Source organism: Vibrio sp. 10N.261.46.A3 (genome assembly GCF_041472995.1).
GTDB classification, from domain to species: Bacteria; Pseudomonadota; Gammaproteobacteria; order Enterobacterales; family Vibrionaceae; genus Vibrio; species Vibrio coralliirubri.
In genome coordinates, this window is sequence record NZ_JBFRRH010000107.1 from 84138 (window position 1) to 95859 (window position 11722).

13 protein-coding genes and 1 riboswitch are annotated in these 11722 nt (G+C 43.6%); of the genes, 6 read left to right on the forward strand and 7 right to left on the reverse strand.

Going from position 1 to position 11722, the window contains the following annotated elements:
• Positions 1 to 139: 139 nt before the first annotated feature.
• Positions 140 to 290, reverse strand: a riboswitch (FMN riboswitch).
• 373 nt (positions 291 to 663) lie between these two features.
• Positions 664 to 1407: a phosphatase PAP2 family protein gene (locus tag AB4484_RS21930; RefSeq protein ID WP_372080413.1), complete on the forward strand. Its 744-nt coding sequence runs from the start codon at positions 664 to 666 to the stop codon at positions 1405 to 1407.
• Between the two features lie 66 nt (positions 1408 to 1473).
• On the opposite strand, the gene AB4484_RS21935 is transcribed toward AB4484_RS21930, so the two are convergent.
• The 3 genes from AB4484_RS21935 to AB4484_RS21945 all read right to left on the reverse strand — a co-directional run bounded on the left by AB4484_RS21935 (position 1474) and on the right by AB4484_RS21945 (position 4074).
• Positions 1474 to 1836 carry an MmcQ/YjbR family DNA-binding protein gene (locus tag AB4484_RS21935; RefSeq protein WP_048611606.1) on the reverse strand — a complete coding sequence of 121 codons (363 nt, stop codon included), beginning with the start codon at positions 1834 to 1836 and terminating at the stop codon, positions 1474 to 1476.
• A 76-nt stretch (positions 1837 to 1912) separates the two neighbouring features.
• The gene (locus tag AB4484_RS21940) at positions 1913 to 2638 is read right to left on the reverse strand and encodes a sulfite exporter TauE/SafE family protein (protein WP_170926822.1); all 726 of its coding nucleotides are present in this window, start codon (positions 2636 to 2638) and stop codon (positions 1913 to 1915) included.
• Between the two features lie 224 nt (positions 2639 to 2862).
• The gene (locus AB4484_RS21945) at positions 2863 to 4074 is read right to left on the reverse strand and encodes an MFS transporter (RefSeq protein ID WP_048611602.1); all 1212 of its coding nucleotides are present in this window, start codon (positions 4072 to 4074) and stop codon (positions 2863 to 2865) included.
• Between the two features lie 29 nt (positions 4075 to 4103).
• Here AB4484_RS21945 and AB4484_RS21950 point away from each other — a divergent pair, with 29 nt between their 5' ends.
• Both AB4484_RS21950 and AB4484_RS21955 read left to right on the forward strand, forming a co-directional pair.
• Positions 4104 to 4253, forward strand: a complete 150-nt coding sequence (locus tag AB4484_RS21950) for a hypothetical protein (protein ID WP_179946933.1) — start codon at positions 4104 to 4106, stop codon at positions 4251 to 4253.
• Positions 4254 to 4713: 460 nt separating this feature from the next.
• Positions 4714 to 5328, forward strand: a complete 615-nt coding sequence (locus tag AB4484_RS21955) for a YitT family protein (protein ID WP_017065874.1) — start codon at positions 4714 to 4716, stop codon at positions 5326 to 5328.
• A gap of 154 nt (positions 5329 to 5482) precedes the next feature.
• Here the strand turns inward: AB4484_RS21955 and sigZ are convergent, their stop codons facing one another.
• On the reverse strand, positions 5483 to 6097 hold the full coding sequence (sigZ, locus tag AB4484_RS21960; RefSeq protein ID WP_372080416.1) for an RNA polymerase sigma factor SigZ: 615 nt from the start codon (positions 6095 to 6097) through the stop codon (positions 5483 to 5485).
• On the reverse strand, positions 6081 to 6377 hold the full coding sequence (locus AB4484_RS21965) for a helix-turn-helix transcriptional regulator (RefSeq protein ID WP_004733042.1): 297 nt from the start codon (positions 6375 to 6377) through the stop codon (positions 6081 to 6083). Before AB4484_RS21965 ends, sigZ begins: the two co-directional genes overlap by 17 nt.
• A 233-nt stretch (positions 6378 to 6610) precedes the next feature.
• Here AB4484_RS21965 and AB4484_RS21970 point away from each other — a divergent pair, with 233 nt between their 5' ends.
• Positions 6611 to 7711 carry a permease gene (locus AB4484_RS21970; protein ID WP_372080418.1) on the forward strand — a complete coding sequence of 367 codons (1101 nt, stop codon included), beginning with the start codon at positions 6611 to 6613 and terminating at the stop codon, positions 7709 to 7711.
• Between the two features lie 106 nt (positions 7712 to 7817).
• Here AB4484_RS21970 and AB4484_RS21975 read toward each other — a convergent pair whose 3' ends face one another.
• Positions 7818 to 9020, reverse strand: a complete 1203-nt coding sequence (locus tag AB4484_RS21975; RefSeq protein WP_372080419.1) for a hypothetical protein — start codon at positions 9018 to 9020, stop codon at positions 7818 to 7820.
• A gap of 382 nt (positions 9021 to 9402) precedes the next feature.
• Here AB4484_RS21975 and AB4484_RS21980 point away from each other — a divergent pair, with 382 nt between their 5' ends.
• Entirely contained in the window at positions 9403 to 9705 is a 303-nt protein-coding gene (locus AB4484_RS21980) for a hypothetical protein (protein ID WP_050620037.1), read from the forward strand.
• Positions 9706 to 9810: 105 nt separating this feature from the next.
• On the opposite strand, the gene trmY is transcribed toward AB4484_RS21980, so the two are convergent.
• Positions 9811 to 10410: a tRNA (pseudouridine(54)-N(1))-methyltransferase TrmY gene (gene trmY, locus AB4484_RS21985; protein WP_050643762.1), complete on the reverse strand. Its 600-nt coding sequence runs from the start codon at positions 10408 to 10410 to the stop codon at positions 9811 to 9813.
• 255 nt (positions 10411 to 10665) lie between these two features.
• Between trmY and AB4484_RS21990 the strand changes: the two genes are divergently transcribed.
• Positions 10666 to 11190: a DUF3087 family protein gene (locus AB4484_RS21990; protein WP_061037578.1), complete on the forward strand. Its 525-nt coding sequence runs from the start codon at positions 10666 to 10668 to the stop codon at positions 11188 to 11190.
• Positions 11191 to 11722: the final 532 nt, after the last annotated feature.

Sequence of the window (11722 nt, forward strand, 5' to 3'; positions counted from 1 at the left end):
TCAACCGAGCACAACAAAGCCTACTCATTACAAGTCGACTTTAGCTCATTATGGTTTTATCCAAAACGAAATGCACCCGTCTGAGTTGGAGGCATCAACCCAATAGATAGGTGCGCCTTTCCAACTTAAACGAGTGTGTTTCCATTCTCTCTCATCCGGACTATAACCGTCGGCTCTGGCATCTCACCAGATCTGCTGACCTCGACGAATCGAGCGCTCGCGGGCTTATCTTTAGATTTTGCTAAGGACATACCGCCGGTGGGGAATTTCGCCCCGCCCTGAGAATAAAAATTAATAATTTGTTTTGCTTTGAAAGCAGACCAGATGGTAATCCTTTCGATAGTGGATTTAAAGGACTGACAGCAAAGTTTTTCAGATTCTGGCCTTATAATCAGGTAAGTGTTCACTTTATCGGCAGACCTTGGCGTGTGGTGTTTAGTCGGGCGCAGGTTATGTTTAGTGGGTTTTGATGTCTATATGTGCACAAGTGGATGGTCTGCATTATTGGTAATGACGTGACAGTTCATCAGCTCAATACTCAAGAGGCCCATTAATCGATTATTGTTACACCATGACGGCTTACTGACCGTTTTGACATAAAATTGATATTGGCGATGCTAAGCTGCGATAGCATCCGACCACTTTATCTCAAAGACCTTAGCCATGACTTCTCTGTTCTCTAACAAATCCAAAGGCTTATTACTGCTCGTTTTAAGCTTGTATTCTCTAGTACCCTTTTTGATCTTTGGATCTGACTTCGATCTTGGAAGCGCGGTTCTGCCTTTCTATGGTGCCTTTATGACGTTCGTGACTTACTCAGCGGGTAATCAAGGGTTCTTGGTGACGCTCGCTGTGTTGTCTTTAGTCTTGCTCACGATGAAGTTTTCTAAAGCTAAGTTAGCCAGCCTTTGCCTGCAGCTCGGTATGTTGCTGGTGCTTAGCTTTGCAGCGAAGACCTTCTTAAAGCATTCAACAGAGAGCCCCCGTCCTTATTCTGAGTATTTGGTAACGCAGGAAGTGGTTGAAATGCCAGAGCTGTTTTATGAGCTGCCTTTGGTAGAAAAAAATGCCGCGATTGAATCTGTGCAAGATAAGGTCAGCGAGTGGCGAACTCGTCATTGGCTTGGCGAAACGGATTACTCTTTCCCATCAGGGCACATGATCTTTGTCGGTGTGTGTTTGGCATTCTTTGGCGGATTGTTCCTAGAGGCGAAACGCTTTTATTTAGTAGGCGGTTTGTTGGTTTGGGCTGGTGGTGTCGCCTATAGCCGTGTTTGGCTTGGCATGCATCGACCTGAAGACTTAGCGGCGTCTATCGCCTTTGCGGGTTTAATTTATTTATTGGTGCCACTGATTCCAACGCAAAAGATAGAACCTTTATTGCCCAAGTTTTTAAGAGAGGCTTAAGGTTTTAAAAGCGATGTAAGCTTTTAAGACGAGCATAAATCTATATTTAACAAGCAGAGATTCTGGCTACTGATTGAGCCCGAGTTCTGCTTGTTTCTTTTTGGTTAAACCTAAGGACACAATTCGGTGTGACTCAGTGAGGTAGTACCTTAGTTCCTCATCCCTTTCTGGTGTGCTCTCAAAAAGCTGAATCCACTTCATGCCACGAGAAGCAAAGTAGGGTGCGGGTTTATAGCCCGGCTCTTCTTTGAGAAAGTCGAAATTCTGATCGGACGCCTTGAAGATAAACGCAGGCTCATCTTTCGGTCCCCAACCACCAATCGCAAACACCTTGCCACCCACTTTCCAAACGTGAGAGTTATTCCACTGCATCACATAACTGGTTGCAGGCAGTGACTCGCAGAATGTATTGAATTCATCGTAAGTCATAGAACGTCCTTTTATCTATTGGGTGTTTGAACTGTGGTTTTTAAGATGTCTTCCTTCTTGTTTTTATCGCTAATAACTAGCCAGCTAACCCCTGCCAGATTGCTGTAAAGCCACTGATAGAACATAGCAGCAATGAACCAATGCGTATCTTCTCTTTAGGGATGCTTTGTGTCGTCATCAATGCCACTTTATAACCCAACCAAGCCGCAGGCAGCAAAGGGATGGTAATGATCAAATGGTGCATGGTGAAGAAGCCAATTGGGATCTGAACAATCAACGAGATGATCGAACTAAACACGAAAAACGCAGAAAGGTTACCACGAAGCTGATTGGCATCTTGGTGTTGGAGCAGCAGTGCCATCGGCGGACCACCAATACCCGAGCTGGTGCCAAAGAACCCAGAGAAGAACCCCGCAATACCCATCTTAGTTGGGGTTGGTTCGAGTCTAAAGGGCAGTAAGCTAACAATCACGGCAAATACTACCAATAAGCCCAACCATAGTGATAACACGCTCGTTGAAACCATCACCAACAAAGCACCACCTGCCAGTGACCCCGGAATACGGCCCAGCAATGCGATTTTTAATCCGCCAATCGAGATATTCGCTCGATGTTTAAAAGCGTTGAATAACGAGATAAACAGACCAATTAAACAGATAGGCGCAGGTACATAATCTGGAGAGACCAAAAACAGCAGTGGGGCTGCAACAATGGCCAAACCAAAGCCGATTGCGGTTTGCACAAAAGAGCCGACAAAAATGAGTGCCATTGCGATAAGGACAGTCTGATCTATGTATTCCATAAGCCTGCGGATTAGTTTTAAAGGAGCGGGTGGATACTATAAATGAAAACCAAAACAATAGTCTTATTATTCAGTGAGGTTTATGCCAGTTTCGCTAGTTATAATTTCTATTATCGCGACCAACAAAAAAGCGAGTGAGTATCTCAGGATGCTTCCTTTCAATACTCACTCGCTTTATTGGAACGACTTGTTGTTTACGCTAGTGGGGGAGTCAGCATAAAACGTTAAGCCATTGCCAATTTCAGTCGCTCAATCGGCTTGTCATTGATTGGTAAATGGATAAGTGCTGCTGCAAATGCCAGTACCACCGTTGACCACCAGATTGGCTCGTAAGAACCGTAGTAATCGTAAATACGACCGCCAACCCAAGCGCCTAAGAAGCTACCCACTTGGTGAGTAAAGAACACTAAACCGTACAACGTCGATAGGTAACGAGCACCGAAGATCTGACGAACTAAGCCAGAAGTTAGCGGAACCGTACCCAACCAACAAAAACCAATGGCTGCACCGAAGATAGCCGCGGTTGACTCAGTCACAGGCAGAGTAACAAACGCACCGATAACCACAGTACGCACTAAGTACAGTGCAGACATAACGTGGCGTTTGCTGAACTTGTCGCCCATCACACCCCAGAAGTAAGACCCGAAGATGTTGAATATGCCAACGTAAGCCAGTGCCATCGCAGCGCTGCTCGCGGGTAGGTCTTTATCTGCTAAATAGCTCGGTAAGTGCGTTGCGATAAACATTACGTGGAAACCGCACACGAAGAAGCCCGCGTGAATCAACCAGTAACCTTTGTGAGCAAACGCTTCAGACAGCGCTTCTTTCAGTGTTTGGTTCTCTTCAGCTTGCGCTTGTTTGTTTGAGGCTGCTTTAGGCGCTCGCATGAACAGCGCAAAAGAGATCATCAAACAACACAGTACGCCAAACACTTGCATCGCACTTTGCCAATCAAACTCGTTCAGCATGTATTGTGCGCCCGGAATTACCGCGAACATACCAAATGAACCTGCAGCCGTGGTTAATCCAAACGCTTTAGCCGCGTGTTCTGCTGGCACAACTTTCGCCACTGCGCCAAGCACGATCACATAACTTGTCGCACTTAAGCCAAGGCCAACGAGTGCACCCAATGAAACGTAAAGCATGCTCGATTCGGTAGAAATTGAGGTAAGAAGTAAACCCAAACCGTAAGCACATGCACCTGCGATAATGATGCGTCTTGCTCCCCATTTGTCAGCGGCCATACCAACAAAAGGTTGGAACACGCCGAACAATAGGTTTTGTAGCGCAATCGCAAAGCTGAAAAACTCGCGACCTGTACCGAAATGCTCTGAAATTGGCATCATGAAAATGCCGAATGATTGTCTGATCCCTAGACTGATAATAAGTGTGCCTATCCCAAGCCATACCAGTAAAGGAAAACGGAAAATGCTCATTCTAATACTCTTAAATTAATGGTGGTGATGTGAGTGGTCTTGCGCTGACATGTGTTGGTCAGTCATCTCATGGTGATGTTCGTGCCCAGAATGCTCATGCGCTGACTGCTGGTGGCAGCCACTGCTCACGGCATGCTGAGCCAAGAGATCAATCAATGGCTGACTGTGATGCACAATAACCAAACTAATGACAAGAAATAGCGTCATTCTGGCCAATTGGGCAAAAAGAGATTGTGAAAACATACGGTGTTGACATGCGCTCAATGTTGTAAGAAGTCGCGCATCATAGTGATGAGTAGGTCATGTATCAAATGACCATTTGTGATGTAGTCTATGCGTTTTATGCATAGATTATCGCTTGATTGGAATTGGGACAAAACGTGTTCAATAAATAAGAAAACTTGAAGCTCGTTGGTTAATACAAACAAGTATCTAATTAAGAATGAAAGCCTAAATTCAGGTTTATAACTATATGTTTAATAGCAGCTTTCACAAAGCTGTAAAAACTAATATACAAACTAATCACTAAGCAACATTGCTCGTTCACTCGACTTATCTGTCAAACATCGTAAATTTGGGCATAAATCGTTTCAAGACTACTGAAACGCGATGTTAAAAGATTCAGGGAGAGTCATTCACATGGATAAAGATCATAACCTTCGCGAAAACTTACTGGCACTGATCTTAGGTAGCGCACTGGTTTCACTCGGCGTTATCTTTTTCAACCAAGTTGGTTTGCTTACCGGAGGCACGGCTGGTCTAGCGATCTTCATTACCAAAGTAACAGACCTAAGCTTTGGCCAAGTATTCTTCGCACTTAACTTACCTTTCTATATTTTGTCGGTTGCTCGTATGGGCTGGCGCTTCACCATCAATACGTTTATCGCTGTTTCGATTGTTTCGTTCGCTGTGGATCACTTGTATCACGTGATTCAAATTGCTGAAATTCATGCATTGTATGCAGCTTTACTTGGTGGTGGCTTGATTGGTACCGGCATGTTGGTGATTTTCCGTCACAAGATGAGCTTAGGTGGCTTCAACATTCTGGCATTGTTCTTACAAGAACGTTTTGGAATTCGAGCGGGTAAGGTGCAGATGGCATTAGACTGCACGATTGTTGTGCTTTCTCTGTTCATTGTTGATGTGTCATTGGTTCTTCTGTCTGTGCTTGGTGCGATAGTCACCAACTTGATTCTAGCGATGAATCATAAACCGGGGCGCTATCAACCTGTGGTAAAAGCGGAAGCTGCGTAGTTCGGTTTGCTCAAGCACTTGGTTCGCTTAAGCACTCGATTCGATTAAGCTCTAGATTTGTTTAAGTAAAGCGTGATTTGCAGATTATGAAAACAACAAAGCCAGCATCAATTGCTGGCTTTGTTCGATTGAAATAACGGATTCGATGTAGCGATTAACACTTGCCGCAGCTGGCGTTCGGCTTAAGCTCGCAATCAATCACATTGCCTTGTTGATCAAGGGACAAGTTACAACACTGTTCGAACAGGTTCTTAAGATCAGCACGGCTTTTTTGCACGCGGGATTTAACCGTTGAGTAACTGACATTCTGCGCTTCTGCGATCTCTTTCTGGCTTTGACCTTTGATGTCGACGGCAAGCAGTAGCGATGAACTTTGTTCTGGCAATGCCTGAATGAAAGGTTCAATACACAATGAAAGCTTCTGCTTAAATTCAGAGTCGTGGTCTAAATCGGTAAACCACAGATCTTCAGCACCAATTTGGCTATCACGTTGTTGGCGTGCATGCTTACGGTAGAAGTCGATAATGGTGTTGTTGGCTAACTGGAACAGCCAAGCCTTAACACTGCTCGCATCTTGTACCTTATCTAAGTTCTGATAGGTCTTAATCAAGATATCTTGGAGCAAGTCGTCTACATCCGCGGAGTTGTTGACCTTTGAATGCAGGAATGACTTTAATGCTTGCTGATACTCGGCCCAGACTTGTTCGAGCTTCAAAGGTGCCTTATTCAAAGCTGCCCTGTTCAAAGGTGCATTAGTTGCACTGTTCATTTACGCAACACTCGTCTTGTAAGAAATCAATCACACCTTCTAGGCACTCATACTCCGCCACGCAGAATAGAGTTCTTCCTTCTCGTCTTTGGCTGATTAGGCCCGCAGACGCCAAGCTTGATATGTGGTGAGACAAGGTAGAACCGGGAATGCCCAGCTCTTCTTGTAGGCCGCCAACTGCAATGCCTTGGTAGCCAGCTTTAACGACACTCTTATAAATGGTTAGGCGAATAGGGTGCCCCAACTCTTTAAGTGCTTTCGCAACGACTTCTAAGTTCATAGTAACTCCTCAAGATTTAATTTCGATGTTAGTCGAAATGTATGTCGAATTCAAATTTAAAAACGGTGTCTGTATAAGTCATTGAAAAACTGTGTTTTCGAAAATCATTTCGATTTTTATCGAAATAAAGCTTGATCTGAAGCTGTTTATTTCTATAATTCGAGAATATTCGAAATTAAGGGTTGGTTACTTTTCTCATAGAGCCCGACCTTCAATCCAGTTTGGAGTTAATTATGAGCAATGAAATGTTAACAATGCTAAAAGACGCACTTGATATGTTCGCTTTCTTAGCAGTAGAGCTAATTATCCTTTTCTTAGCGATCAGCTACATTGTTGGGATTCTTCAAGAGTTCCTTACACCAGAAAAGATTCAATCTATCCTGAGCTCACGTAATGGTAAGGGGTATGTGGTTGCTGCACTATTGGGTGCAATTACACCTTTCTGTTCATGTTCGACCATTCCTTTCCTAAAAGGATTGCTGCGTGCAAGAGCGGGTTTCGGTCCAATGATGGTGTTCCTATTCGGTAGCCCACTATTGAACCCAGTGATCATTGGTTTGTTCGTGATTACGTTCGGCTGGCAAGTCGCTGTGTTCTACTTCCTTGTAGCAATGACGGTGTCTGTAGTGGCTGGTTACGCACTTGAGAAGCTTGGCTTTGAGCGTTACGTAAAACCTGAAGCGTATGAATCAACAGGTTCAGCTTCAAGCTGTGGCACTAGCTGTGGTGACTCTGCTCCTAAGAAAGCAGCACCGGCTAAAGCGGAATCTTCATGTGGTACAAGTGCATGTGGCGAACCTACACCCGTAATGGCGAAAGAGACATCTTGCTGCGATTCTAAAAAAGAAGAGCCACAAGTAACGGTTTCATGCTGTTCAGCGGATGGAAGCGTAACAGCTGAAATCGTAGAGAAGAAAGAACCTAGCCGTTGGATGAGAATTTGGTTCTCAACTTGGAAAGACTTCAAACAAGTTTTCCCTTACCTAATGATGGGTATCGCGATTGGTTCATTCATCTACGGCTTCATACCTACAGACCTTATTGCACAGTACGCTGGTGAAGGTATGTGGTATGCGATTCCAGTAGCAGCCGTGATTGGTATTCCACTGTACATTCGTGCTGAAGCGGTAATCCCACTAAGCGCAGCTCTAGTACAGAAAGGTATGGCGCTGGGTTCAGTAATGGCATTGATTATTGGTAGTGCAGGTGCAAGTTTAACGGAAGTTATCCTGCTTAAATCAATCTTCAAGAACCAAATGATTGCAGCATTCCTATTCGTTATCTTAAGCATGGCGATGGGTGCAGGCTTCCTATACAGCTTCATCTTTGGTTAATCAGGCTTGATTCTAGGATAACTCCCCAGATACCAAGAGATAGACAATAAAAAGAGCTCACTTAGTTGAGCTCTTTTTTTGTTTAACTGCTTATCAAATAGGAATATCAGACTGGGCTTGGTAGTGCGGCAGAAGTACCGTGCGCAGCGAAAGCATTGGTAGCTAACACATCGCAGTGGTGACGATTAATCGCATCGCCGTAGTTGTTGGTTATGCCGGGAAACTGAAAACGATACATTGGAATACCATAACGGCGCTCTCTCTGCTGGCCGATTCTATCTTTGCTTGTCCATAGTAGTCGGTTCTTAGCTGTGTAAGTCATACCGTGCATTTTATTGAAATACTCTTCATGACTGCGCATTTGCTCGTACAGTTCGATAATGCGTTGTCGAGAGAAGTTCAATGTCGTACTTGGTTTAAGCTGCGTGCCCCAACCGGTTAATACCTTTTCCATGAAATCTCTTGTCACCAGTCCTGGGCCGGTAAGTAATCCCGCGCCTTTGCTTCCGCCTGAAGTGTTCGCATTCCCTACCAAAGTGCCGTGTCGGCCGGGCATGTAGGTGGTGTAATATTGAGTTGAAGGGGATAAGCGAGGCATTCTCGCCTTGAAAGCCAATGAACGTTCGTCTTCAGCAAAAACACATACGATTTGTTTGACGTTTTTTCCCAGTAATTTGTAATCCTTGAATGCGTTCATCCCACCGGGAACTGGGTCACACGCAAAGATGTTGACGGGAATATGGCTAAGCTTGGGATCTTTAAGCATTCGGTTCGCCAATTCAAAGCAACTCACACCACCACGGCTCCAACCTACGATGTTAACTTGGCTAATGGGCTTGGTTTGGCGTTCAATCGCTATGTTCTGTTGGCGAGCAGCGATACCTTGTTTTAGATCGGCTGCCAGTGCTTGTGAGTCTTTCAACCAATCCTGATATTTTTGGTTGGTTGCGAAAGGCCAAGCTGATTTTTCTGGGCGAGATTCACTGAGCAGGCCTTTAGCTCGCTTCATGTAGTCATTCTTATCTTGTTGGCTTCCGCGCAAGATATTCAGCACATGGCGCATGTTGCTGTCGATACCTTTGCCTAGCAACGTTCCCTTAACTCCGGAGTACGTGTCATCTTTGCCTTGCTTCAACCATTCGTTTTTATTCCCACTGCCGACGCCATCCACTTGGATGTAGTCAATCATGTCTCTGCCAGTCGTATTCTTCGCTAACGTAGAAATCAACTCACCTGAAACATAGTTTTTATGATTGTTGTCTTCTGAGTTTGATCCTGTACCACAGAAGAATACGGTAAAAATTGACATATATTCCCTTAAAATAATTCACCGAAATTATCGGAAGTATAACTGTAGAATCATAAGCTTGGAGCGGAATCTCCAGTAATTGGTAAAGGTCAGACCAACAACGGGCAGAAATGGAACGAAGCGCAAGTTTTATAAATTGCATGCTTTGTGGTTTTTTGGAGATGTTGAGATGGGTTACGACTGTCAAGAAATATCAATCTAAGTGTCACAATACTCATCGTTATTTTGTCTAGTATCAAACAGCAGGCTGATTTTGCCCTAGCGCTAAAATCTAATGCCTACACTTTGTATAAATACGTGCTGTCTAAGGGTTACAACCTAAGGAGCAGGTAATTTATAACAGATCGCTTTCGAGCTTAGATTAAGGTTGATAGGAGGGAGTATGTTCGCAATACACAGGGAGTATGAGTTACAGAATCAGCAGCATTTTCATGCACACATTCAAGTAAAGCCAACAGGGAATCTAGAGTTTGAAATTTTAGAGTCTCATGAACACCACGATACGGATTTTAGTCATTTATCGTTTGAGACTGAACAAGGGAACACCAAAGTGCTTGGGCGAGATGAAAGTGGTCAACAGACGGATTGGCAACTTTTACTGGCAGAGGAAGATGCAAAAGAACTTAATCACTTGGTGGTTTTGGTGTCTGAGCAGTATGAGACGTTAATGCGAGACCTGATGTGACGAGGCAAGTTTGCAATAAGTTGAGCAAAGCAAATATCGGTAACCCAAAAATCAAAAGCCCGGCTAATAACCGGGCTTTGCTAATTATGGCTGTGTCTCATCGGGCTAGAAACCGCGAATGTCCAGCTCATTATTGATCAACACAACACACTGAGAAGCAAACAGCATGTTCGGGCCTAAGCTGATCTTTTCTGTCCCTAAGCGCTTTAAGCTGTTGTAGCTTTTCTTCGGCATAGGGATGTGGTCAGTCAGAAGGAAACATGGGTTTTCAGCAATCTCCGCATCACGGATAAAGTCACCTTTCTTATCCATCATGTATAGCTGGTGGTCTTCAGCCAGTTCTTTGACTAGTTTTTCAAAGCTCATAGTGCGAACGATGATTCCCGGTTCAACCTGACGAGTCTGCTCTTTGGTCATACCTTGAGAAGCATCAACCGCTCTTACTACCGCTGATAACAATGCCGATTCATGAAAGCCACCAATGTTGGTGATCTCATTTGAATCGAAAGTGATCGTACGTGAGAAGTCTTTAGTACTTTCTAATACAAGGTGCACGGTGACATTCTCACGATGAGATTGAGCTACGAAGATCGTGTTCATAAGAGTATGAGCCAGAATCTCAGTATGAGCGTCTTGCCCAACACCTTCTAAGATAAGTTTGCTCTCTGTAGGGGCTGCGCGAGCGCGTAATACAAATGAACGCATGGAATGTACCTTGTCAGTATGTGATAAAGCGAAACGGACTTTATCAACATGAATTGATGAATAACCAAAATTGTGGCGGTATGTAACTCTTTTCTATTAATGAAGTCAAATGGAGTTGCACTTAGCAACAACCCGTGAACTTTGAGTATTAAATAGAGAATGACCACATTACAAGACGGTAAGGGTTGAAGCGAACCAATGTTTACATAGATAGTATGCGCAAATTATTAGGTGGCTTGCAGAAGGAAGTAGTCGATGAAGTTACAAAAGATCAATAAAGAAGAATATAGAAAGAAGATGAACTTGTTGTTGGTCTCATTAGTTGGGTCACTTGCATTGTTTGCCATCGTATTCGGCACCATTCTGATTGAATTGTTTGGCTCGGCGACTTCAATTACTGGTGAATCGACAGGGAACTTTCATTTGAACGTACTTGGGGTGATCTTATCTGTCGCTTTGAATGCGTTTATCGCAAGCCGAGTGAAAGGGCATGAGTATTTCAAAGAAGCGCTTTATGTTTGGAACCTGAAACAAATCCACAATCAAATCTATCGGAAGCTCAAGCGCATTCAGCCAAAAGCGGAACAAGGCGACCGAGACGCGCTGACCATTCTTTACTTCTATTACACTACGCAAAAACAGGTATACGACCTAGACAATAATACGTTGACGATAAAAACGGTTCAGCAGTCGCTAGATAACATCGTAGAACTGAGTGATAAATGGAGTATTGAACTAGATATAGAGGCATTTTCGAAAGATCAAGTCGCGAAATATTAAGTGATATGCCTGTAATTGTATGAGCTTTGACCTGTGAAAGAAGCTTTTGACGTAAAAGTAGACACTTAAGCAACTTTTTTGAATTTTTATCAAAAAAGGGGTTGCCATGTTTTCGATGATCTCTATAATGCCGCCTCACTGACACGGCAGACGCCACAAGGCTTCAGCGGTAATCAGTAAGACGGAAAGTTCGAAACAAATTAATTTTAAAAAGTGTTTGACACTTAAGATTAAATCGCTAGAATTCACGTCCGCTTTCAAGGGTTTCTTTGTAAAAAGAAAGTTTCGATAAGCAAAGCTCTTTAACAATTTAAACCTATCAATCTGTGTGGGCACTCGTTGATGAATATCAAAACGTCATTCTCAGGAATGGCAGTTACTTCGGTAACACAATGATTTCAATGAACTGAGTGACCAATCAAGTCTTAGGACTTGGCACAGTCAATTCATTATCTTTCTGTTGGAAAGATAATAGCTTTAGAATTACATGTTTCTGTTCTTTTTCGAAAGAACGGTAAATATTAGTTTTGAA